Source organism: Stieleria sedimenti, assembly GCF_025060895.1.
Lineage (GTDB): Bacteria > Planctomycetota > Planctomycetia > Pirellulales > Pirellulaceae > Stieleria > Stieleria sedimenti.
Window position 1 is genome coordinate 86,611 of the sequence record NZ_JANZKV010000037.1, and the last position, 24,176, is coordinate 110,786.

General features: G+C 57.0%; 19 protein-coding genes and 1 tRNA gene. 10 read left to right on the top strand and 10 right to left on the bottom strand.

The features are described 5' to 3' along the window. The first annotated feature begins 40 nt into the window (after positions 1 to 40). Positions 41 to 1,192 (top strand): DUF2786 domain-containing protein, encoded by a 1,152-nt coding sequence (locus NZK35_RS05600; protein ID WP_259631610.1) that lies wholly within the window; start codon positions 41 to 43, stop codon positions 1,190 to 1,192. Between the two features lie 58 nt (positions 1,193 to 1,250). On the opposite strand, the gene NZK35_RS05605 is transcribed toward NZK35_RS05600, so the two are convergent. Beyond that, positions 1,251 to 2,174 carry a hypothetical protein gene (locus NZK35_RS05605; RefSeq protein ID WP_259631611.1) on the bottom strand — a complete coding sequence of 308 codons (924 nt, stop codon included), beginning with the start codon at positions 2,172 to 2,174 and terminating at the stop codon, positions 1,251 to 1,253. 399 nt (positions 2,175 to 2,573) lie between these two features. On the opposite strand from NZK35_RS05605, the gene NZK35_RS05610 reads away from it, so the two are divergent. After that, positions 2,574 to 3,338, top strand: a complete 765-nt coding sequence (locus tag NZK35_RS05610) for a hypothetical protein (RefSeq protein ID WP_259631612.1) — start codon at positions 2,574 to 2,576, stop codon at positions 3,336 to 3,338. A gap of 49 nt (positions 3,339 to 3,387) precedes the next feature. Here NZK35_RS05610 and NZK35_RS05615 read toward each other — a convergent pair whose 3' ends face one another. The 6 genes from NZK35_RS05615 to NZK35_RS05640 form a co-directional block, all read right to left on the bottom strand. After that, positions 3,388 to 3,846 carry a hypothetical protein gene (locus NZK35_RS05615; protein ID WP_259631613.1) on the bottom strand — a complete coding sequence of 153 codons (459 nt, stop codon included), beginning with the start codon at positions 3,844 to 3,846 and terminating at the stop codon, positions 3,388 to 3,390. A gap of 1,016 nt (positions 3,847 to 4,862) precedes the next feature. Next, the gene (locus NZK35_RS05620; protein ID WP_259631614.1) at positions 4,863 to 5,906 is read right to left on the bottom strand and encodes a site-specific integrase; all 1,044 of its coding nucleotides are present in this window, start codon (positions 5,904 to 5,906) and stop codon (positions 4,863 to 4,865) included. Positions 5,907 to 6,177: 271 nt separating this feature from the next. After that, entirely contained in the window at positions 6,178 to 6,564 is a 387-nt protein-coding gene (locus tag NZK35_RS05625) for a hypothetical protein (protein ID WP_259631615.1), read from the bottom strand. 689 nt (positions 6,565 to 7,253) lie between these two features. After that, positions 7,254 to 7,787 carry a hypothetical protein gene (locus tag NZK35_RS05630; RefSeq protein ID WP_259631616.1) on the bottom strand — a complete coding sequence of 178 codons (534 nt, stop codon included), beginning with the start codon at positions 7,785 to 7,787 and terminating at the stop codon, positions 7,254 to 7,256. A gap of 494 nt (positions 7,788 to 8,281) precedes the next feature. Continuing rightward, positions 8,282 to 8,761 (bottom strand): hypothetical protein, encoded by a 480-nt coding sequence (locus tag NZK35_RS05635; protein WP_259631617.1) that lies wholly within the window; start codon positions 8,759 to 8,761, stop codon positions 8,282 to 8,284. A gap of 596 nt (positions 8,762 to 9,357) precedes the next feature. Continuing rightward, positions 9,358 to 10,902, bottom strand: a complete 1,545-nt coding sequence (locus NZK35_RS05640) for a hypothetical protein (protein WP_259631618.1) — start codon at positions 10,900 to 10,902, stop codon at positions 9,358 to 9,360. Positions 10,903 to 12,704: 1,802 nt separating this feature from the next. Between NZK35_RS05640 and NZK35_RS05645 the strand changes: the two genes are divergently transcribed. From NZK35_RS05645 to NZK35_RS05660, 4 genes are all read left to right on the top strand, one after another. Further along, the gene (locus tag NZK35_RS05645) at positions 12,705 to 12,956 is read left to right on the top strand and encodes a DUF2786 domain-containing protein (RefSeq protein ID WP_259631619.1); all 252 of its coding nucleotides are present in this window, start codon (positions 12,705 to 12,707) and stop codon (positions 12,954 to 12,956) included. Between the two features lie 537 nt (positions 12,957 to 13,493). Then, positions 13,494 to 14,372, top strand: coding sequence for a TIGR01459 family HAD-type hydrolase (locus NZK35_RS05650; protein WP_259631620.1), 879 nt, complete (start codon positions 13,494 to 13,496; stop codon positions 14,370 to 14,372). Positions 14,373 to 14,522: 150 nt separating this feature from the next. After that, positions 14,523 to 15,836 (top strand): FGGY-family carbohydrate kinase, encoded by a 1,314-nt coding sequence (locus NZK35_RS05655; protein WP_259631621.1) that lies wholly within the window; start codon positions 14,523 to 14,525, stop codon positions 15,834 to 15,836. A gap of 349 nt (positions 15,837 to 16,185) precedes the next feature. Next, positions 16,186 to 17,247 carry a hypothetical protein gene (locus tag NZK35_RS05660; RefSeq protein ID WP_259631622.1) on the top strand — a complete coding sequence of 354 codons (1,062 nt, stop codon included), beginning with the start codon at positions 16,186 to 16,188 and terminating at the stop codon, positions 17,245 to 17,247. A 391-nt stretch (positions 17,248 to 17,638) separates the two neighbouring features. On the opposite strand, the gene NZK35_RS34610 is transcribed toward NZK35_RS05660, so the two are convergent. From NZK35_RS34610 to NZK35_RS05675, 3 genes are all read right to left on the bottom strand, one after another. Beyond that, complete coding sequence (locus tag NZK35_RS34610) at positions 17,639 to 17,980, bottom strand: FKBP-type peptidyl-prolyl cis-trans isomerase (RefSeq protein WP_323379613.1); 342 nt, start codon at positions 17,978 to 17,980, stop codon at positions 17,639 to 17,641. A gap of 553 nt (positions 17,981 to 18,533) precedes the next feature. Further along, a tRNA-Val gene (locus tag NZK35_RS05670) sits at positions 18,534 to 18,607 on the bottom strand. A 584-nt stretch (positions 18,608 to 19,191) separates the two neighbouring features. Then, complete coding sequence (locus NZK35_RS05675) at positions 19,192 to 19,668, bottom strand: hypothetical protein (RefSeq protein WP_259631624.1); 477 nt, start codon at positions 19,666 to 19,668, stop codon at positions 19,192 to 19,194. Positions 19,669 to 20,066: 398 nt separating this feature from the next. Between NZK35_RS05675 and NZK35_RS05680 the strand changes: the two genes are divergently transcribed. The 4 genes from NZK35_RS05680 to NZK35_RS05695 are packed head-to-tail and all read left to right on the top strand — an operon-like array spanning position 20,067 to position 24,043. Then, positions 20,067 to 20,951, top strand: a complete 885-nt coding sequence (locus NZK35_RS05680) for an ABC transporter permease (protein ID WP_259631625.1) — start codon at positions 20,067 to 20,069, stop codon at positions 20,949 to 20,951. A gap of 58 nt (positions 20,952 to 21,009) precedes the next feature. Then, complete coding sequence (locus NZK35_RS05685; protein ID WP_259631626.1) at positions 21,010 to 21,717, top strand: ATP-binding cassette domain-containing protein; 708 nt, start codon at positions 21,010 to 21,012, stop codon at positions 21,715 to 21,717. Then, positions 21,714 to 22,799, top strand: coding sequence for an MlaD family protein (locus NZK35_RS05690; RefSeq protein ID WP_259631627.1), 1,086 nt, complete (start codon positions 21,714 to 21,716; stop codon positions 22,797 to 22,799). The genes NZK35_RS05685 and NZK35_RS05690 overlap by 4 nt, the downstream gene beginning before the upstream one ends. Beyond that, the gene (locus NZK35_RS05695; protein WP_259631628.1) at positions 22,799 to 24,043 is read left to right on the top strand and encodes a hypothetical protein; all 1,245 of its coding nucleotides are present in this window, start codon (positions 22,799 to 22,801) and stop codon (positions 24,041 to 24,043) included. The genes NZK35_RS05690 and NZK35_RS05695 overlap by 1 nt, the downstream gene beginning before the upstream one ends. Positions 24,044 to 24,176 lie beyond the last annotated feature (133 nt).

Consider the following 24,176-nt stretch of genomic DNA (forward strand, 5'->3'; position numbering starts at 1 on the left):
CGCTGCGTACCAAGGTGACTCCGACCCCAGGAATGGTCCGATGGAAAACCAAAAACTGAAATTCGTCTGGAACGATGGCGGCCGGGCTGCAAGCGGATTCGTTGGGTCTGCGGGGGATTGTGTAGCCCGTGCGATCGCTATCGCAACGGGAAAACCTTATCGCGAAGTCTATGGCGCCCTCGGCGAGATCGCTGGCGAGACCGCCCGCAATGGCGTGATCCAACAATATACACGCCAGTACCTCCAATCACTCGGGTGGCTGCAGTCAGGGTACGAAGGAGAGCTACCCAAGGGCGTCCTGATTGTCCGATTTAAGACAGCGCGGAGCGGCCATCTTGCTTGCGTCGTCGATGGGGAAATCCACGACACATGGGATCCCTTTGAAGATCATGTCCCAATCGAATACTACCGTCACCCGGGAACGGACGGCACTCATCCGACACTCGCGCCGCGGCGGATCTCTGAAGCAGATCCCGGCGATATGACGCATGATCAATACGCCAAGATTTTGCACAGGATCCAAGCGCTACGCAAAACAGCAAGCAACGACGCCAGTACCGAAGGCGAAATTCGCAACGCAGTCCGGATGGCACAGACCTTGATGCTCAAACACAACTTGAGCGAAGCCGATTTAACGGAAACGGAACAGGTCAATGGCACCGAAATGACTCGCAGACGTTGCTATTTGAACGGAAAACGAGCTTGCCGCTGGGAAACACGCCTCGCCAATTACGTTACCACGACCGTCGTCCCCACCGTTCAGCATTACTTCGATCGGCAAGCAAAACGCACCGCCTACTTTTTCTATGGGCCAAGAGACGACGTGGATTATGCCATCGATTTGTACAAGGAGCTGCTGGTCACAATTGCGACATCGGCACGGTTGAATCACGGGGGCTACGCCCGTGGATCGGGCGCATCGTATGCAAAGGGGTACGTCGATGGCTTACCGCGTTTTGATCCAGAATCAATTGATGCGAAGGGCCAGGAAATGATAAGGGCCAGAATGTTGACGATCCGCAGGGAGGCGAAGCTTTGGCTTGAATCGGAGTGCGGAATCTCGCTCTGCACGAAATCCGAATCTTCATCTGGGATGCACGACCCGAATGCATATGCTGCCGGGCAACGCGATGGATCCACCCACTCGGTCAGCGGACGGAGCGGGGTAAAGAGGATCGCCGACCTACGGTGATTGAAGGTCGCAGCCGACGATCCTGGATTCTACATTCGACACCGGTCTTAGATGTCGTTTAGAACGAGCCCGGCTGAATCACCTGATTCATTTGAAGCAGACTTTCGATCGATGAGCCACGATCCGTCTGGCTGGAGCCTGAGCGTTGTGGCACGCTTCGTGGGAGTGTCTTTATTGAAGAAGGTTTCACCCCTTCTTCGATCAAACCTTCAATCGCACTGCCGATTGACTTTGTCATCTCAGCATCTTTCTGATCACTGAAAAAGTTTCCCAAGGCACTCTGCAGATCGAACGTCTTTTTCTCCAGAAGATCGTCGTACTTGTCCGCACTGATTGTTCGCGTTCCCTTAACCAGAACCAGCTTGCCATCGTAGCTAGCAATGAAGGACTCCGTCACGTCGACAGTCGGATCGGATGGAAAACGCGCGGCGAAGGCGTCATCAGACAGAGTGGCGATTTCCAGAATCGCAAGAGTGAGTCTGGAGAGACACTCGAACTGGCTTTCGCTGACAACAACGTATTTTCCGCAGTACTCCGCGTATTTGACACAACAGTCACTAGCCTTCGGTTTCGAGTCGCAAACCTGGAAGAACCTTTGCGGAAGAATTTCCTCGATGTTCTTCTTGTCGTAGAACGTGGCGAAATCAGCCCACCGACTCTCCGTTGTATTTGTTGGGACGCATCCAATCGTGTATTGGTAAACGCACTTCATGAGTGCCAGACGTCTTGTTTCGTTGATGGGTCTTAGTGTCCAGTTTTCCGCAAGTGTTCGCGTTCCGTTAATTCCCGCTGATGCAGTTGCGAGTCTCGTCGGATTCCATAGCAATCCACCGTTGGCGGTATTGGAATGGTTGATAGTTGTTCCTCCACCGCTTGGAACCGCGAACATCGGAGTGCTCCCTTGATTGACAACGAACCTCGCGAGATTGTCAAGAACTTGCTGCTCGTAGATGTCCGCGAGCGTGTTTGTTTGACGATTCACGTTTCGTTGCAATTGTGTGTGGGCGCACCCTGATGCCGAAAGGATCAAGATGCCAATTGTGATAGTCGATAGGCGTGCCATTCTCTCCTCCATGAGAAAATTGATTCCGGAAGCCCCTGCGGAGGGGTGATCGACAGGCTCTGAGTTTCTACTCAAGCGTACCTGAACACACGTCGTAAGTTGGTTGACGCGCTTGCGGGATGTATCGAATTTACCGGAAGATTCGAATGGGGGTTCCGTACGACCAAGCGGTGGAATCCGAGTGAAGTGCCTCAACAAATCTCTCGGCGGTCGAGGACCACCGTTGCGTTCATTTCGTCGGCGACGAATTCATCAAGAAACGCTACGTTTGGGGGCCAAGTACCGACACGACCACTTCCACCAACCAGGAGCCCATCCGTGGTAAACAACGACTCCATGATCGGCCTGATATCCAATGCGTTTCGGGCACGCGGAGAGATTCTAGAATTCGCAGACGAAGTCGATTCGCGTGTAACGGAAATTGACTTCAATGAATTGGAGCGGTTGGCTGCCCGGCTAACCAAATATGAACCTGCGGGCGAAACAAACAGCAATGAAGGCGACTCGAACGCTGCTGCTGCTCGTTTAGAAGCGGAGCAAGAGACGGCAAGGAGGGTCGCAGAAACAGAAGCTTTACAACGGCAAGAGCAGGAGGTCCTTGAGGCATTGTCAACTTTGCCGGCAACGGCTCAGCGAATGGTCGAGATGGCTTGGATTGAATCACATCCGGCGATGCTGCGTGTTGGGGACGGCCCATTTACCCTCAAGGCTATTGATCTTCTCGATCCACCGCACGGTGTATGTCCTTCGCGTTCCGCGGCAAACCAACTGGGGCATTGGATCAACAACCGCCCTGAATTCTTTCGGTCGCTCTCGAAGTCGCCTCGGCCGGAAGATGAACCGGATCAGGTGGATGGCTTCATTGCGGATCCGAAGGTCGAAGAAATTGAGGAGATGTTGCAACAGTTGCAGGAGGCTGCGGAACGTGAGACAGCATCTCATGACTTGGAGACGGTCCTCAATGTGTTGGACGAGAAGCTAGCCGCGGCCAATTCCGATATTCCGCATGAAGTTCTACAGAGGTCAGCGGAACAGCTGGGTTCGTTGTCCGCGCGTCTGAATTCCTTGGTCGTACCAGAATGACGCTTGACGCCAACGGCCCTGGAATGATTCGTCCCCTCATTGGAAACTATCAATGAACGCTACGATCGATCGAACGTTTGTCCGTAATCGCCTTGCCAAGGAAGGCCGCTATGAAGCCGGCCAATTCTATCGGGAACAAACAAGGCTGCGGTTGCGCGGCCAGAGAATGACGCGTGCCAAAGCCACTGAGGAGGCGTGGCGCCGGACCGAAGGGCGATTTCCGCCGTTGACTCGGAGTCAGGTTGAGATTCGCCCAGCAGTAGCTCTGCTCGCGATCGCCGAGCGTCGACCCGCAGGCACACGCGAAGAGTTCGCAAGTGTTTGGCGCCGAACGTGGCAGGCAGTTGCAATGATACGGGCTCTCGCTACCAAAGACGCTCAGGCAACCGCCTTTGTCCTCCAGGCGTGCACGGAAGGGGAACAGCGACAGTTGCTTGCTGCCGATCCCTACGATGTCGTTGACGTGAGCGATTTCGTCCGAGAAGCGTCTCATCTTCAAGATGACCATCCGCAATCGGCAGACCTTCTGCGTTCACTGGCCACGTTACTCGAGCAAATCGACGCGAACCTATCCCCAGGCCGCGTGTTGAAGTTAATCGGGTGACCATCACCACCGAGCGAGAATCTGTAAACCTGCCCCACTCCCACTTGCCATGGACGCATCCGAAAAGCGAACCATCATGCAACGCCTTCGAGCGAAGAACGTCTGGGAGGAGGCCAACCAGTACCGAGAGCAAGTTCGCCAAAGCCTGCGGAGAAGAAAAGTGCCACGAAGGGAAGCCAACGAACGAGCGTGGCTTCGCACGAAGTACAAGTACCTCGGCGTGGCCCATAACAGTGATGGGCATTCTTGAAAGCGATACTCATCGCCCAAAACCCTGAAATTGTAATTAACGCCGGACAAGACGCTCGGCAGACCACGATCGGGAGGCGGACGGGAAACCCCGCGATGTCTACGCTGACGCCTAAAGGCCCCGTTTGCCATCGGTGAGTAGTTCACAGGCCTGCTAACGCACGAGAGGGCCTGCTAACACACGAGAGCAGGAGACGAGACCATGCGACCACTCCGAGCCATGGCTGGCGACGAGGCGATCCCCGTGAACCGGGGGCGGACGGGTGAAGGTAGTCTTTCCCGCAAGCCTGGATCCCCGTAAGCGACGAGGGTGCGTTTCATTTATGCAGTCGTCCCGCCTGCGGGCGCGCACGCGAGTATAACGATGACCTGCCACGGACGAAAACGCAAACGCATACTTAACGCTCGGCGCGACGACTGAGAGATGAAAGAAAAAGGAAAAGCCTGGGCCACAAGCTCCATAGGGCGACGGAGTCGTAAAGCACTTCAGTCTGAAGCCGAGTCCCGGGCCCCAGTCCCACGCCAATGCGGTCGTGTCACTGAAGAAGATGTGGCGACAACAGCATCAAAACTCGAAGCCGCGGGCAGTGTTCCTGCAATATTGGACCATGAAGGGAATTTGCACGAATGCGTGGGCCAACATCGACAACGGGGCTGCTGAACCATGACACTCAACCAATGACGAGTCGACTACCGCGAAACCCTTCGATCGTGGTTGATTCGATCAATCCAATACCGCAATGAACGCCAATGGTTGCAATGGGCGTTGCACGTCTGTATGCTGAAAACGCAACGCGAGACGGGTTTTTCCTCGCGAAAACCGCATTTTCTGAAGGTCGAAATGCCCCTCTGGGGGTGCAGAGGTCGCAAGTTCGAATCTTGTCATCCCGACTACCCGAAAACCCCGTAAAACCTAGCGTTTTGCGGGGTTTTGTCGTTTCGGGGTCGGCCGCTTTGGCCTCGGCTGAATGGTCAGCAATGGACCCTGATTTACCCTGGCTTCCTGTTTTAGGTGCAACCAGTGTGTCGATGCCCGCCGCTTTCAAATCGCGGTCCAGAATCCGCAGGATGCCCGCAGGGACCACGAACACCTTGTCGCCCGGTTCGCGTCCCTTGATCCATTCTCGCAAGTCAGCGGCCAAGTCCGACCGCAGCGGCACCGTCGAGCCTTTCCGGCTTTTCTCGTTGCTGTGACGCAAGGAAACGAACGGAACATCGCCGAACGAAAGGTCGCGACATTCCAGCGTCCGAAGTTCGTTCGCCCGCAGACCGGTCAAAACCAGCGTCTTGTAAATCAGTGCCCTTTCCCGCCCGAGCCGTTGCAATTTCGGGACCCGGTGTTCGGCGACTTTCGCGACCGGCAACCCTTCGTTCGGACCGGTGCGAACCGTCATTGCCTCGGTCAGTGGTCGCTGGCGTGCTGCGTCCAGCAACCGCGTCAATTCCGCGACTTTATCGGCTTGGGTCTTCAACTCATCCAGAACAGCCATCGCCGCTTGCTTGTCCCGGCAACCTGTTGCAACTTCTCGCACCACGCCTTCGCCATCGCGGTACTCTGCGGTCCACTTTGACGCAAGAACCTTGATCCGCGGTTCGCCACTCTTCGCACGTGTGAGTGCGGCGGCTTGCAACTTACCGGAAAGGTCACGCCACTGCGCAAACTCGACACCCTTGCGGGCTGTCGCTTCCGATTCGGGCGACTTCCGTCGTCGCAATCAGATACGCCGCTCGCAATTCGCCGGCGGCCTTTTCGAGGTCGTCTCCGTTCGGCTCAATCAGGCAACCGATCCAGGGCGAATCAGGCTTGGCGGCGGAATCCACAATGCGCCCGTGTTGGCCGGCTACCGCTTCCAAAATCATCATTGTTCCTTCTGCGCGAGAGTCCGCCAAGAGAACGAATCCCAGCAGTGAAATGGTTGCAAAAACGGTTTTGCAGAAAGTCTCGCGTCACCGGGTACGCGTGATTGTTCGTCCTGCCGCCCGGTATCATCGGGATTTGCTGATGCGTCTATAAACGTCGTTCAATGGATCAGCCTTTACCCCGCCGACGGTTACGTCGCCCTTTATCGCCTTCTCGTTCTCGGCGAAGACCCATTCGCCTTCGCCCTTGTATGCTTTGCCCTCAGGCGTTCCGCCACCAGAGATTCGCCACCCGAAAGTGTTTGCTGTTTTTTTCCACAGTTCCAATTCTAAAACGCCGCCACCTGTGGAGACGCTCAGTAGTCGGATTTTTTTCGCAACTGGATCAAAGGCAAGGACTCCTTGGTTCTTGAGGGAAAGGGCACGGCAATACTGAAATCGACGTGAATGATTGACGGACGAATGTCGGCGATCACGCGGTCGCCACGAGCGATCATCCGCTTCAAAAATCACGACTCGGCTACTCGTCGTGCATCGCATTGTCATTTGATCGGTGTTATCGACGTCGCCATTCGTAGAGTTTCTCTCCATCAACGAGATACGAGTAGCCGTAGTCCGTCTTCTCCCATTTCCCGGTGTGTTCCGTCCTTTCTCCATCGCTATCGAAGAACAAGAACTTCCCCCCGACGACCGTGGTTGACAGTCGCTTGAAATGTCCAACAGAGTATCCAGCGCCTGGATGGTAGCCTAACGCAAGAAGCTCGTGGTCATTGGATTGATCGATCCCAAATGTGCCCTGAAATGTATCGGATGACGCCACGTAGCAATTCTTGGCTTTGTTAAGTTCAATGGAAATCTCAGTTGTCCTTCCTTCCGGAGTCTTCATGCTCCAACTCCCTGCAAGGAAGGACCACGGGCTGGGATCTGGGGCAGCGCCCTCAGCGCAGTGGGAGAATGCGAATAGAGCCAGGGTTAAGGCAACCGAACTCGCTGCAATTTTCATCTTGGCACCTCGTTAGAAACGAAAAGGAAATTTCCTAAGCAATTCAAATAAAGATCGCCGTCGCCGGGCGGCGACGAAAAATTGTCCATGGCAACCTCAGTGGTTCGCCGCGCCGATTGGTGTTCGCCAAACCGCGTCCAGCGATTTTCAATATCCATGCCGCCGAACTCCGCGGCTTTGGTGCAACACGTGGTTCTGGCTAATCGTGCAGCTTGGTCCACTTGTCATCACGTGGGTCTCGTGGGACTCCGTCGATGGTTCCTGTGCCTTTAGCGCGGAGTACCGAGCCGTCTAAAGTGATCGTACTCGTGCCGTTGATCTTCTTTCCGTCGGGTAACGTGCCTGTAACCGTTTCGATCCAGTCGCCATCTTTCTTGTTGTATTCAATGTCATCAATGACACCACCAGAATATACGGCCGTCGCACGAATCTTCTTGGCTCCAGCTTCATAGAACCAGATGACGGTGCCGGAGCCTGATCCACCGTAGAACTTACCAATTAGTGCGACACCGTCTTCGATCGAATCAACATCGAGATAACAGGTTGCCGTGTCGCCTTTTTTTCCGAGGCCCGGCCAGTCGGCGACCCATTTGACCTCGCCGATCCAGCGACCTGTGAACATGTCCCGAAACTCGTTGAAATCCTTTTGTGACGTCGATTGTCCGTAGGAGGATGTGACGAAGATTGCAGTCAGCGTAAGTGCGCAAGCGATTCGTGTGACGAAACCAGTCATTCGAAGTCTCCGATGAGGTTGCGAGAAGGAATTGGCTGAGATGCCAGAACTTGTCTATGACTTGGTTGCCCAGGATGGATACTACGTTGGCGGCTTTGTCCCCGGGGCGGCGATAAGTTGTCAGCAGATTATCCTGCTTTCTGTCAAGATTGCAACCTTCTGGGGTTAATCTCACCCCTCTTTGGCCAAAGCTCTCTGCAGTGAGTGGAGAATGCGGTTTCGCAGAGGGCGGCCAGAGCCAATGGGAACGTCGAATCGCGGTGGAATGCAGCAGCCTGGAAAGCCGGATTGGGCGACGATTTGGCATCAAAAGCAGCCAGTGCCTTACAGTGCCCGTCGCAAAGTGCGTTTACGGATTCTGTGCCAAGATTGCCAAGTCTGGTACTACTGACGGTTCTCGGCCAGGACACAGGGAGGCCCACCTCCGCGCCGTGCGGAAGCTCGCCGATTTCTGCCAAACCTCAGCTGGCAAGATCTCCGAGCAACAGCTGCGGCTACTTCGTCTTGCGATACCAGTGAGTTACCGTTGCTTTACCACCGGAGCGCGTCGTGATCGCAAAATGGTTTTCGTCAATCACCTTGTTCTCCCATTTGGCTTCCGTAACGCTGCCGTCGGCCTCGACCAACCAAGTCGTCCCAAAGTACGTATCGCCCTTAAATCTATCGAGTTCGAGTCTTAGGTGCTGCCCATCTTTACGATGCATGGTGTGAAGCCAGAGTTTCTTGCTCGGTTCCCATCCAGCGAGGTGATAGGTGGGCAGGCCGTCAGACGTGCCGGGACCAGCAATGGACACACCGCCACTGACAGTTGACCAATCGACACTTCCGAGTAGTTTCCCATCGTCAGATTTGATTTCCCATGGCCCTGGGAAATACTTTACGATTCGCGAAACGATTTCATTCTCATCTGCGTTTGCACTCAATGTTTGCAAGCAGGCAAAGATGCAACAACAAATCGAGAGCATTCGTATCATCAGTGACTCCTCAATCGAAAACGTGTTAGTAAACAAGTGCCAATCGGGCCGTACTGAACCGCACGGATACGGAGCAGTACGAGGAATTCTCCGGCGCGAGCGCCGAATGGTTTTCTAGTCTATTCCATTGAGCAAGTCGAATGGGCTGGGAGATCCGTTGATTTCGGCTTCAGCGGTTTGGCGAAACAGGATGAACTATCTCTCCGAGAGGCCTGTAGATGAAGGCCAGTTGGCACCCTGGAATCGACGGTGGGTCCTGCGGTATGTCCATTGGCGCTCGTCCTTCGATGAATCGGCTTCCTGGATGGTGTGTTGGAAACCAGTGCTCCGTCCTGATTTCACGTTAGGGGGTGCTCCGACCAGAGGGCTCGCGCCCTGCCGCTAAAATCGCAGCGGAACGGCGCGAACGGGCTGTCGATTTAAGCCCGCACGCGTTTGCAAGGGACCGCGCGGCGCCACTCGCTCGCGCGTCGCGCCTGGCATGATCACGTTGACTTCGGAATGTCGACTAAATCGACAGCCCGCGAGCCGTCCGGCCTCACCCCAAGTAGAGACGTTGACGGAGCACCAGGCTCCAATTCGATTTTATCGTCGCCCTATCGCAGGCTTCGCGTGTACTGGAAACGCAACGCTCCGTCGTATTGGCGGTCGTTGGAGCTGAGCGGAAAGGCGTAGGCGGCGGTCAGGTTGGAATGGAGTCCGAATTCGAAGGTCGTGGCCAGGACGGCGCTGGTGATGCTGGTGCTGCCGCTGAAGTTTCCGACTTGCAGGTTGCCCGCCGTGACCGCTCCGGCGTCGTCCAGGGAACTGGTCTGGTGCAGTTCGAAGGTCGGGATGATGGCGGTCAGGTAATCGGCCTGGTCGTTGCGGTAGGCGAAGCAGCCGACGGCAAGATCCGCAAACAAGTAGCTGGGATCGCTGACCGATCCGGCTTGCTGGAGCCCGTTGCCATCGGGATTCAAGTACACGGCGTTGTCGCTGGTGGCGAAGCTGAATTGCGTGAATCCCTGCGCAAACCATTTGTCGCCGGGCATGTACAGTCCTCCCAAGAACGGTTGGATCTGGACGGAGTCGTTGGCGACTCGCAGCAGTGGGCTGCCGTTGCTCAGGTTGATCTCGATCGATTCCGCGCTCGGCAGGGCCAGACCCAGGCCGCCGGAGATGGCGTAGTGGTTGCTTTCAAGCAGCAACGCCTTGAAGTACATCATCACGTTGCCGACCTCGGCGTCCGAGTTGGTGGACAGACTCCTTCCATCTGCCGTGATATTCGTGGCCGCGTCCGCCACAAACGGGAGTCGCACCTCGAAGGAAAAAAGTTGATTCAGGAACGACTTTTCGAAGCCGGGTGTGAAGCGGCTCAGTCCTCCGCCACCATACGCGACATCGCCAACGTAGCTGTAGCGGAAGAACACTCGGTCCTGCGGCAGCACGCTTCCGCCCTCGGCGATCTTCAGCGAGCCCACGCTTCCGTTGGCCGCATCGGCGATCGCGGTGTCGATGTTGATAACGTGGTCATAGAAGTAGTAAGCGTCTAGGTCCTCACCGCCGTTGAGCGTGTCGCCTCCGCCCTGAAGCATCGCTCCCGAGGCCGACGAGTTGTAGACGGTGGTTCCGGCAACGGTGTTTCGTGCTTGGAAGACCGAGTCGACCGCGGCGGCGTAAGTTCCGCTTGGCGTTTGCAGCAAGATGATGTCATAGCCCTGCGGCGTGGAAGCCAGTTGGGACTGGATTTGCGAGATCGTGTCGACGGTCGTCAGCGATGCGTTGCCGGAGATCGTGCCGGCCAGCGTGACGCCGGGAAGTGGGTCACCGGAGCGGAACAGCGATTGAGCCTGCTGAACGGACATCAACGACGTGTCGAAAATGCCGACCGGACCGGGCTCGGAGATGGACATCGTGCTGTTGCCCGGCGGCAGGGGCACGGGAGCGTCCAGGTCGTCGGCGAAGACGAACAACCGGTCAAACGACGCGTTGCCCCGAGCGCGAAAGTTGCTGCCACCGAAGAAGTCGCCGACCATCGCGGGGACTCGATCGCGCAAGGTCGGGCAAGTTGCGCTGCCATCGCCGGCATCAACGCGTGTCGAGGCGAGTTGGAGGCAGCAAACCAATATCAGCAGCAAACAATTGCGTGAAACTCTCACCGATCGCTCCTCAACAGACAAAACAGGCACCACCCCGCGGGGAGGTATCGGCCGCCCGGTCGCAACGATCAAAGCGGTTGTCCGGCCTGCCGGGCAAGAACATTCCAAACGAGCAGATCAATCGGAATAACCGGCAAGGTTTCCCATTTGCTTGTATCACCCCGGAAGGGGTGAGAGCCAGTAGCCGGTGGTCGCGATAGCGCACCACCGGAAATGTAGAATAAAACAAGACTGGACCCCGACGGGGTCACAGCACTTTCTGCGACCCCGTCGGGGTCGTGTTATGGCTTCGTTTCGAGTCCGGCGGTATTCGCTGCGCTCGACCGCCGGCTACTTGCTGCGATCCCTTTCGGGATACCAACGGAGTTCCCTGGTATCTGATTGCCGATCCGGACAACGCGTCGGTCGATCTACTCAAACTCAATGACCAGGGCAGGTATGCGGCGACTGCAGATTCACGATCGACTTGCGACGATGCTTGGGTCGCGAACTTCCGTAGCGAAAAACTCCGGCCGGTTACCGTCGGGATCTTGGATCCGGGTGAACCGTCGCCAGGAAGCGGTGGAGATGGCAGAAAAATGGCGGGCAGAAAAATGGGAGCGGTGGGTAGTGGGAGACAGGAAAATTGATGACAAGAAAATGGGGTGCGGGGAACACGCTGACGTGAGCAGGTGCGACGGCGGCAAACATAGATTCCTTGTTCTCGAAGATACTCCCAGATTTTCTTATCATCCATTTTCTTGTCTCACTTTTCGTCCCTGCCTTCGTCGCGGCGCGACCATGGCGTCCTGCCAAACGTAGTCCGTCTCGATGCTTTTCCATGACCCTGGTCGCCTACGTCGAAGCGGTGATCAAAGAGGGCAAGGCGTTGACGATGGTAACATCAACCGAATCGTCTTGACCTTGCGACCGTTGTTGATGTTTCACGGACGACAGAGAAACGCCAGGAAATGAATCAAACGCGTCGACACCTTATCGGACGCGATGCTTCCGAAGAAGCTGACGCCAGCTTCTGAAGTCTCCTGCACGCAGTTCATCCCCGTCCCATGGCAATCGGCGTCTTGATCTCACGGGGTCTTTTCGAAACGTCACTGCCGCACGACTCCCAAACAATGGCGCGTCGTGCGTTCAACGATTTCGGTCTTTGAGTCAAAGAAAAACCGATTCGATCACGCAACGCCGGTCACGTGGGAGTCGTGGGGCTGATGATCAACGCGTGGGCCACACGAGATCAAAACGCTGCAACGGGTTCGGCGCGGATGACCTGCGGCCAGAGCATCTCAGAAGCTGGCGTTAGCCTCCGCTGGCCATCCGGCCGATCAGGTCCGCTGCAAACAGGAGCACCGGTTGCTATCATCTCATGCCCGCGCGACGCAAACGCCGGGCCGAACACTATTGCCCCCTTCCCTTTTTCTTCTCCCAGCGGTCGCTGACCTGTGCGACCACCTGGAATACGCCCAGCAAACCGGGGATGGTGATCTCGACATTCTATGGTGACGTCAGATGAATCTGCTGCCGGCGCATCGGTTAGGCTACAAACACAAAGCGTGATTTTGGACCGCGGTGGCGATCAATGTCTCCGGCGTCGTTGCGTTGGTCACAGGCCCCAAATGTTGATACGCCGACACCGCCACTGCGGCCAATTCGTTACACCGTTCCGATGAATCTTCGGATTGGTGAAAAGCAGTCGCCGGCAGCCTGGACCACGAGGCGACACCTGGGCAGATAGAACGCTTACGGGCACTGACGGCACTCATCCGACACTCGCGCAGCGGCGGATCTCTGAAGCAGATCCCGGCGATATGACGCACGATCAGTACACCGGGATTTTGCACAGGATCCGGGCGTTACGCAAAACAGCAAGCAACGGCGCCAGTACCGAAGGCGAAATTCGCAATGCGGTCCGGATGGCACAGACCTTGATGCTCAAACACAACTTGAGCGAAGCTGATTTGACGGAAGCGGAACAGGTCGATGGCCCGCGTTATACAAAAGAGCAAAACGGAAAGAGGCTCTCGCCACAGACAGAGGACGAGAGCCTCGAAGAGCTTTGAGCACACCGCAATACCCACGACCACAAATCACTCTGGTTCGTTCATGCCATGCCTTTCCGGGCGGAACTCGCACCACCGCCGCTTCAGGAAGTCGAGCGGGATACAGAGTCACATCAATGCTGAACGAAGTCAGAGTCGAATCGTTGCCTGGACACCACATGCCTCCTCACGAATCGGAGACTGGCGCACTCACAAATATGGATGGATGTTCTGCATTAGCTACCTCATCAGTCGAGGAAGAATCACAGGAAACGAGTACTCTACTCATCAATTTACGCTGGAGCCCCGCACAGGTCAATTAAATTTTTCGCAACCGCTTTCTGCGTGACGACGAGCATTTGAATACTTGTCTGTCACCGGCCATTTTGTCGACATGGTTCCAGGGTGCACTGCACGCTCCGTTTGTTGGTGGGTCGTTTGTCGGTGGGTGACACCAAATCAAAACCCGAAATCAAAACCCAACCTCTGCGGGGGCTTGTGCGTCCAGGCTGGTGAGTTGATCATTGCTCCGAACTCTACACCTGATTGGCATCGCACATGACGCGATTCATTCGCTCACTCCAGGAAGTCTTGGCCGATTTCGATGTTGCCGTCCTCGATCAATGGGGCGTGTTGCATGATGGCACGACGCCTTATCCACACGCGATCGAAGCGATCGGGATGCTGGCCGATCACGGCAAGCAGATGATTGTCGTCTCGAATTCAGGAAAACGCGCTGAATTGAACCGTGCTCGCATGCAGCGACTCGGCTTGCCAATGAGTTGCATCGGCGATGTGGTGACGTCCGGCGAAGCGTTGTGGGACGACATCCGACGTGGACGCCTGACGGTGCACGGCTCGGTCCCCAAGACATTGTTTCCGATTTGCGCGACGTTCCAGGATGCGGTCGATTGGAGTTCCGGCTGCGACAAGATTAAGTTGCGTGACACGTTGGACGACAGCGTCGATGCCATCTTATTGATGGGGCTCTCCGAGGAAGCCCGAGAAGATGATTATGACGATGCATTTGACAAAGCGATCGCCGGCGGAATCCCCGTGGTCTGCTCCAACCCCGACAAGTCATCGCCGCGCGCCGGTGGATTGATCATTTCACCGGGGCATCTGGCTGATCGGTTTTGCGTGATGGGCGGAGTAGTCATTTGGTATGGCAAGCCACACGTCGCGATCTACAACGCAGTCCAGCGGGCGTACCCAGACGTCCAACCCAATCGTTTTTTGATGGTCGGCGATAGTCTGGAACACGATATCGGTGGCGCTCAAAATATCGGATTCGCATCCGCATTTGTTCGCAGCGGTGTTCACCGAAACGATTTTGATGAAGCCAGCGAAAATCGTGAACAACAGAAAGTTCTCGCGAGGCTCTCCGCTCGCGCGGGAGTCAACCCGCCTAAGTTTTGTCTTAAGTGTTTCGCTTGAGAATACTTCGATCGGACTTCTTGGCACTGCGGCGTGTTCCAACGGAGCCTGCATTCAATCCGATTGGGAACGACGCTGACGCCGACTTGATAGACTAAGACACGCGGAACGTATCGCCCGATGTTGGCGAAGCAGCAGCAGGAGATGCCCATGCCAACGAATGATGCTCTTTTTCTCGGTATCGACATCGGAACGTCCGGTGTGCGATCGACGGTGATCACCCAAAGCGGTGAACCAGTCGCAACCGCCACCGCTGGTCTGCCCAAGCCTATCGAAATCGATTCACGCCCCTGTCAGGATCCTGAGCTCTGGTGGATCGCAACCTGTGACTGCCTTTCCGATCTCGCGAAACGATTGAAACAGGGCGACAGAAACCTCGGAGACGTTCGCGCGTTGAGTGTCGATGGGACATCAGGCACCTTGTTGCTTGCTGACGAAAGCCTCACCCCCATCTCCCCCGGATATCTCTACAACTCCGCCGGATTCGATCGGGAAGCGGAGATCATCGCCGCACACGCTCCTCCGGACTCGATCGCCAATGGGTCCGGATCGGCGTTAGCGCGGCTGATGTTTCTGCAGCCGCAGACCGGATTCCCGCCCGCTCGGTTCATCTTTCACCAAGCCGACTGGATCGCGGCAAAGTTTTTGGGCGGCAGTCAAGTTCAAGGCGGTGGGCTGTCGGACGAAACGAACGTGTTGAAGATGGGTTACGACGTGGTCCATCGCAGATGGCCCGATTGGATCGTGGATTGCGGCATTCCCACCAGTTCACTCCCGGACGTCCATCCCGTCGGCGATCGTTTTGGCACCGTTTCCGACGCGGTGTGCAAACAATTCGGATTTGCACACGACGTGAGCGTTGTCGCTGGAGCTACCGACAGCAATGCGGCGTTCTTGGCATCGGGTGCCTCAAAGAAAGGTGAAGGAGTGACATCGCTCGGCACCACATTGGCCATCAAATTATTGTCGGATCAACCGGTCTTCGATCCAAGTCGCGGCATTTATAGCCATCGAATCAGGGACATGTGGTTACCGGGCGGGGCCTCCAATACCGGGGGCGGTGTACTGTTGGACTTCTTCACGCCGGATCAGCTCGGTGACCTTCAATCCAACCTTGATCCATCGACGCCCACCGGCTTGGACTACTATCCGTTGTCGAAGCCTGGCGAACGCTTCCCGATCGCCGACCCCAATCTCGCCCCCCGGCTGACACCGCGTCCCCAAGACGACGCCGTCTTTTTGCAGGGGCTGCTTGAAAGCATCGCCGAGATTGAACGTGTCGGCTACGCCGCTTTGCAGGAGCTGGGCGCTCCGGCGGTGCACCAGGTTTCGACCACCGGAGGCGGCGCAGCCAACGACGCCTGGACACAGATTCGCGCGCGCGTCCTCGCTGTGCCCGTGTTAAATGCCGACTCGTCCGAAGCCGCCGTGGGCGCGGCGCGAATCGCTGCGGGATTGATTTAGTTTGTCGAGTGAAATCGTTGGCGAGTGATAGAGAATCGGCACCCAGGACCAGCGCACGCAGATGGCAGAAAAATGGGGGCAGAAAAACGGAGCGTGGTGGCGACGAGAATGGGCGACAGGAAAATGGGTGCCAAGAAAATGTTGTGCGCCGGTGATTGGATCCAGCGTCTCGTACCATCTGTCCATTGCGACAAACACCTTCCAAACACTGCGGTCAGCTGAGAGCGGTACAAGTGGCGTGCCGATAGGATATGTTGATCGTTACCGCCAAATCGCCTGCTATCATCCGGGCACTTGCGGTTCCCACGGTACTGTCTTCTTCGCGTTTTCCCTGCACAACCCCAGCGATATGAACGCAGCGAACTCGAGTGAACGGAACGTCAAACCGACCGATGACCAACGCTCGATCGCGGAAAACTCGGATGCCGGTCTACACCAACGGGACGAGGACCTGCCCCATCAAGAAATTTTGCTCGGGCCGGAAAGTCGCTTGTGGATCGAACAGCGGACGATCAAACCCGGCGGGCAGAGTTTAATCGCCGGGATGGTGGGGCTCGCAGCGATCACATTTTTGTTGGGAATCATGTTCCCATTGGAAATCCATTTGCTGAACAAATTCGACATCGGTCAACCCATCTATATCTGGATGATGATGATCGTGCAGTCCATGCTACTGCCACCGATGGTTGGTTTTTCGTTCGCCGCAACCACACCGATGTTTTGGTATGGATCAATCGTCTTGAGGTTTGCGATGGCGATCGCAGCGGTTTTGCCCGGATGCATTGGATTCGTCATCGCACTGGATATTGTCGAGGGCAGCCCACCGGGTGAATTCTTCTACTCGTTTTCCTTGGTGATGTTCGCCTGTTTGATGACGATCGCGATGGTTGCATTGACAACGCAGTTGTGGAGTCGGTGGACGTTGTCACACGCCCGATCCGACGTGACCGCATTGCCACCCACCGGGATCCGCACGATGATCGAGCTGACGGGTATCGCCGCGATCGGTTGCGCCGTCTTGATATCGAGTGGATCGCTCGAGTACCTGACGGGAATCTACTTGTTCGGCGGCATTGGTTTCATGGCGGCGATCGCGATCATCTGCACGCAGATTGCTTTCCTGCGTGAGGGACCTCGAAGTCGCACAGCAACGCTCCCCTACTTCGGTCTGGCAGCCGCCTTCGCTGCGGCCTTTATCCTGAACGGTTTCTTCGGCGTGATGGAGTACGGACGGGACGTGTTAACAAGCGAGTTATTTTTGATCAGTGCAGCTTCACTGTACGGAGCGTTGGTGATCTACGGCGTGATGTGGATTTGTCTCAGCTGGCTCCGATTCTGCGGATGGCAATGCATCGACCGGAAGAGTACGAGGCAACGCAGGGGTCAGTCGACCGTCGACGGCGAATCGTAAGAAACTAAAAAATGCGGGCCGAAAAACGGGAAGGGGCGACGACGAGAATCGACGACGGGAAAAGAGGTGTCCAGATAACACCGCATGCCGGTGATCCTATCCCGCGTTTCGCGCCACCTTTCCATTGCGATGGAAACAACTCAAGTCTTGCCGTCGCAACAGAGCGGTACCAATGGCGCGAGGAGTCTTCCACGAGGCTCGTTGGTGGGTTGCACCAAAACGACTGCTCTCGACAACGCTCAACAAAACCCTCGACGTCGTCTCAAACGATCTGCCGTCGTTCGTCGGCGGCACGGAGCGTCATCGAGACGTTTCTGAACTCCACGTTTCTGGCATGGCGGATGTATCCACCCGATCCGAACGTCAGAAAAGACGAAATGAGAATGCGTGGCTATTCGACATGGATGAGTTCGACGACGAAATGAAGGTGCGAATGAGGAGGGATAGAGCCGGGGGAACCGCCTTTGCCGTAACCCAGCTTTGAAGGAATCCACAGTTCGATCATTCCCCCTTCGCCGACGAGCTGCAGTCCTTCGGTCCAACCGGCGATGACATTTCGCAAGGGGAAAGTCGTGGGTTCACCTCGCTCGTAGGAGCTGTCGAAGACTTTGCCGCTGCGAAGCCAACCGCGATAATTGACCGTCACGGTGTCGTCAGCAGTGGGTTTCTTGCCGTCGGAACTTCTCAGGACCCGAAACCTCAATCCGGAATCGGTCGCGGTAAACCCAGGCATGTCCCCGACATCGATCGGCCCGGTTCCCTCTTGAAACTCAGGCTTATGGAAAAAAGTAAGGGATTCCCACGGGGCTGCCGGTCCATCGGACGCTGAGACATCCGCAGTTGCGAGCTCTGAAGCGATGTCCGAACTGCGATTCGCGGTCGAACGACACCCCAACCCGATGAACGCACAGCCCAATAAACACCACAACCACCGGCTCTTTATCGCCATACCTACACTCCTGGACAGCATCCTGCAACGATTTCCTCCGTCGCTCGGAGACACATCTTGCCCCGATTGGTTAAAAACCAGCCTAGCGAATACCGGCATCGCCTGAAAGTCGATCTTCCTGCCGCCCGTTCTCCCCCAGCCTCTTTGCCCGGTTACCTCCCATCTTTCTGCCATCTCACCCGCGTCCCACCTCAAGCCCCATCACACAAGGAACCTCCACAAGGACGACAAGAAAATGGGTGACAAGAAAATGGAGCGATCATTCGCCGGCGCCCAGCCGCCCCGCCCCCAATCGAGCCCACACACCCCAGACAAGCAGAATGCCCAAAAAGACAAGTGGGCGATACTGGATTCGAACCAGTGACCTCTGCCGTGTGAAAGCAGCGCTCTAACCAACTGAGCCAATCGCCCGGGCCGTCGTGGACGGTGTGGGGAGAACTTAACCTGCCAATTTGACACCTGCAAGGCCGGCGGGTTCGCAATTCGTCAAGATTTTTGATCGGCTGTTGATCGAACCAAGCGCCGCTCGAAAAGGTGGTTCTTTGCCACCCCGACACGGCACCCACGGTCGCCAAGTCGAGCCGCAATCCGACTCTCGAAATCGCGTAGAATGCGGGGGACGCCGGCCACGCCAGACGTGCGGGTGCCGCGTCTTCTGAAGTGTTGTCGATGCTCGTCGCACACTTCGTCGACTGATCCTCGTCTTCGCATTCGCGATGCACACGGCACCTTGAAATTCATGTCGGCGGCACCGCCATTGCCGCACGATTTCTCCCTCCGGAGACCGCAGCTGCCTCGAACACGGTGCAACGACTGCAGTTTCGCATGCCGCAGAAATTCCGTGGGAAGCCTACGCCCCCGAGCAACCGCCACGAATCGTAGAAACGGTCCAGTGCACGAACTACTTTCAACGACTCGACTTCGTCATCCGCTCGGGTTCTTCGACCGTTGTGTCTTGCTAACAGGCAGCTTACGCCACTTTCTTGCTGACCGCACTAGGCGAGGCGCCATCGAGCGAGGGTGGCTCGAGCTTCGCCACCGGTGATGTCGGGAATGATCTTTAGTTCGAGCGTGGTGACGTCGGCCAGATCCACTCGGTAGTCCTCTAGTTCCTGTGTCGCTCCCTGGGGGCTGAAGTTCCATTGTTGGCGGACGAGCTCGCGGTAGGACTGCCCGCCGTCGGACGACCAGCGCAGGACGAACTGTTGGGTCCGCTCGGTCTGCGGCTCGTCAAATTCCAAGGCGATTCGCCGGATTCGTTGGGGCCCGGCGAAGACCAGACGGATGGTCTGTTCGCCGGGTTCGGCGGCACGCCAGAACGAACCTCGTCCGGGCAGCAACGCGGACTCAATCGGTTGTGCGGGGTCCTCCGATGTGACGTCGACGTCGGCGATCTGCTCCAGATCCAGCCAACCGTCGTCGGGAAGTTGACCGGCTTGCTGCTCGGCGTTGGGGATGATCCGCTTCTTCATGGGGAGAGTTTCGCCTTCGAGCACCGATCTGTTGATTGCAGATTGCAATCGTCTGGCCGCGTGTAAGGTGTTGAAAGGAAAGGAGCTTACACGATATCGAAGGTGTACGAGCGGCCGGGAAGGGTGCTCAGTGGCTGAACATCATTCGATGAGGCAAACCGCCCCTCCCCTCGCCCCGCTCGACCCTCCCTGGCGGGGAGGGTGACGTACTCAGTCAGAGCTTGGTGTGCGGGATTGCGGCCGGCGGGGTGGGACTGTGACGGTTGCGACGGTTGGAGGGCGGTACGGGGGTACGATGACAACCGTTGAATCGGTTCGCAGGGGAGTGAAGGTGCGGTTCGGCCGATTGTGAGAATGAATCCAATTTTGTCCGATACAGGGTCTCACCGTCATTCGCCGTGTTTCGCTCCTCCGTCCTGACGTTGCATCTCGTTCGCTTGGCCGTGGCTCGCGCCACCGGTTGGGCTTGGCATTGGACGGGCAGCGTGGGCGAGCTGTTTTTCGACCGCTTCGGCCGCCTGTCGGCAATTGCATCGGTCTTGTGGGCGTCATTGGCCCTGGCAAGTCATCCCCGATCGTGGACGTACGCGGTCCGCAATGTGTTTTCCAAGCAGGTGTTGTTCACCGCCGTCGACGCGATCCCCGCGGCGCTCCGATTCGGAGGCGCGGTGGGCGTGTTGTTGATCGTCCAGGCGGCGATGTGGATCGATGCCGCGGGCGTCTCCACCGACGTCATCGCACCGATCTTGTGGCGTTCGATTGTTCGCGAGATCGCGCCGATGTTGGCGTGTTTGGTGGTGATCGGTCGCAGCGGAATCGCGATCAGCACGGAACTGGCAACGATGCGAGCCAACGGCGAGGTCGAAGTGATCGACTCGTTGGGAATCGACCCGATGACGTTCCTGGTGATGCCGCGAGTTTTGGCGGTGATGATCAGTGTGTTTTGCCTGGCGATCATCACGGCGGTGACAATGGTCGTGACCGGCTATGCGGTGGGGTTCATGATGGATGCAATTCACGCCAGTTGGAATGAGTTCTATGGCGAGATCGCCGGCAACTTTGAACTCAGTGACCTCACGTTTTTCCTTTCCAAAACCATGGTCGCCGGAGGGTTCGCCGGAGCGATTTGCTGTTTGGAAGGCGTCAACGCGCGAGGGTCGATGACAGATGTCCCGCGGATCGCCAGCCGCGCGGGGATCCGAGCGCTGACGGCCGTGTTCGCGGTTTCAGCGATTCTGTCGATCCTCTTCTACAATAAGATCCTCGTCTTTCAATTCGGATAGTCCCTTGACCGGCAACGCCCCCACGACCGAAACCCCGCCTCCGCAATGGGAGCTGGCAGTGCCAATCTTGGAATTCCACGAGGTGAGTTTCAAGGGAGCCGGCGAGACGTCGATTCGCATGAACAAGTTCTCGGCAACGATTCGATCGGGCGAATTGGTCGAAGTGGAACTGGAGCGGCAGCACAATCCCCGCGACCTGGTTTCGATGATGCTGGGCCTGAATCCACCGGATGCGGGCGAGGTGTTGTACAACCGGCAAGATTGGTTGGGGATCGACTACGCGCGACACTTTCAAATGCGAAGCGAAATCGGACGTGTGTTTGCGGGTTCGGCATGGATCCAAAGTCTGACGCTGCGTGACAACATTCACTTGGCGATGCGGCACCACGGCGTCGCAGAAACCGACGCGGAAGAAAAAGTGGAACATTGGATTCAAAGGCTGTCGGGCCATCAGCTCGCCAAGGTGAAATGGGCCTTGAAAAAGCGACCATCAGTGGTCGAGCCGTCGGTGCTGGCGTTGTGCCAATTGATTCGCGCGATGGCCAACCATCCCCGACTGTTGATTTTGGAACGCCCACTTCGTTTCATGCTGGAATCGTTGTACGACAACTTTGTCGCGGCGATTGACGATCTGCGTGCCTCGGGCACTGCGGTTCTATTCTTTGCCGGTGACCGAGATGAATACCGACTGGAATTCCGCAGCCCGGTGAGCAGCTGGCGGATCATCAACGGTACGATGAACACCAACGGGAGACGTCGGCCATGAACGAACCGTTTCGCCTCAGGTACGTCAATCAAATCGTCGGCGTGTTCTTGATCGTCGTCTTTCTGCTGTCGATCGTGATTTCGGTCCGCTTCACCAGCGATCTGGCGGTCAAAAAGGACTTGTTCTTTATCCATGTCCCAGAGAACATGGCTGCCCAACTGCGGAACGGTACCGAAGTGATCATCTTGGGTGAAACGGTCGGCCAGGTCGACGCGTTGGAATACATCGTGGATGATGATTTGGTTCGTGTGACGCTGGCGATCAATGCCAAACACAGCGATCGGATCACAACCGATAGCGAAGTGACGCTGGACCGCAAGTATGGCGTCGGACCGGCGGTGGTTCGCATTCGACGCAATCGCCCCGAAGGCCAAACGGATCCGCCCCAGCGACTGTTGCCCGGTCAAACGATCACGCGGATCCAGGAACAGGACGACCAAGTTGATCGGATGGCCAGCAACATCGAAGCGGCCGGTAACTCGGTCGACAACGCCGCCAAGAAACTGCAACAGTCGCTGACCGAAAACATCGACCCGGCCTTCGGAAGCAGTGAGGAAACGTTCGAATCACTCAAGCTGACCAGCGACGCGATTCGTCCGGAAGCTGTCGAGACGTTCGCCCAACTCCGCGAGACGACGGAGAATCTGGAGGCCGAACTGACTCGGCTAACGCGACGCGTCGATCAATTGGTCGATGGTGACATCCGCCAAACCATTCTGCGAATCCGGGACTCTGCGACCGCCGCGTCGGACGCCGCCGAGAGCGTCCAAAAGCTGGCGGCCAACATCGATGCCAAAAGCGACCAAACCAACGATGACATTGCGACCACACTGGAGACGCTACGTGAAACGGCACTGCTGATTCAACGGTTGACCACCGAAACGCGTGACGTCGTGAGAATCGTCCGCAGCGAAGCCGAAGCATTGCCCGGAACGACCCAGCGCGTCAACGACACCGTCGAGGACACACAGGATTTGGTCGGCGACATCCAAGACCATTGGCTGCTGAGACGTTATCGCGAGAACAAAACGCCGACCAAACAACTGTCTCCGTCCTCGGTTCGCGGTGGAGGCGTTCGCTGATGAGTGTTTTGGCGATGGCTCCCAGAATTTGGTTTAGCCTGGCGTGGCTGTCGGTGGCAGTGATCACGGCGGGCTGCGCCGGTGGCCCCCAAGAAATCGTCGGTAAGGACTCCACACTGCATCGCTACGTCGATGACGGCCGGGAGGCGTACAACGAAGGCGACCTGGACGAGGCGGAAAAGAAGTATCGCCAAGCGTTGATGCGGGCCTGGGCGATCGATGATCCCTACGAATCAGGCACCGTGGCGTACAACCTGGCCGCCTGTTTGACCAGCCGGGCCGAGTACCTGGAAGCGTCGGACTGGTTGGTCGACGCGCGTGTGGAACTCTGTCGCGCCGGAGCATCGACCGGCAACACCTGGTTGCTGTCGGCGGAAATCGCCATCACGCAGTCTCGATTCCAAGATGCCGATCGGTTCGTCAACTACGCCGCGATGACTTGCCCTCCCTGTGACATCGTCGACACGTGCTGTCTGTGTGGGCCGGCTGGAAATTGTGCCGATGCCCCCTGCCGCGACTGCTGCGTGGTGCGGCTTCCCGTCGTCGGCGACAAGCTGAACGAACAACAGCAAGAAGATCGCTGCCGCAGCGGCTACGAAGCACGCATCGAATTGGCACGTGCCCGTCTGGCAGCCAAACAACTGGATTTGGGCGGGGCGAAATCGCATTTGGCTCAAGCCTGCGAACGATCGATCGAATCGTGTGACCTGTCGTTGCACGCCGACCGGCATGACGTCGCGGCGTTGGTGCATGATCTGGAGGCCAATTTCCTACAGGCCGGAGCGCACCGGGACCGCGAAGTCCAACTGTTACGCTGCATCGGGCACTACCGCGAGATCCCCAATGTGCTTGATGCCGCGGCGCAATCCTATCGCTCGGCCGAACGGCTGGACTTGGCGGTCGACCGAATCATCCGCTCGGCGCGGATTCGCCTGGCCCGCGGCGACATCGAATCGGCGTGGCAGCGAATCCGTCACGCCGGCGATCTGGCCTCGATGTGCGGTTGCGAAGCGGTAGAAATTCGCCTCAGCCTGACCGCGAAACTGATTCGCGAATTGCTCGCAGACAAGACCGAGTTGCGCGGTGAGGAAGTCCCGGGTGATGACGCACCCGTCGATGAAAAGCGAACCGACTCGGACGGTTTACCATTGAGCCTGGATCCTCCGGAGCAAGCGTCGATCCGCCCGCTTGATCAACTCAGTGATTGGATCCACGCGAGCGGCTTGGTCGACGTGGTCGATTGAGGGCGGACCATTGTCCGACGTCCTTTCGAGGTCGCCGGGGAGCGTCCTCCGGACGACGGCCCGGAAAAGCCATCGTGCTCAAAAAGCGGTCTCTCAAGGCTGGACACCAACGATGCTGGTGTGCAGGCTTTAG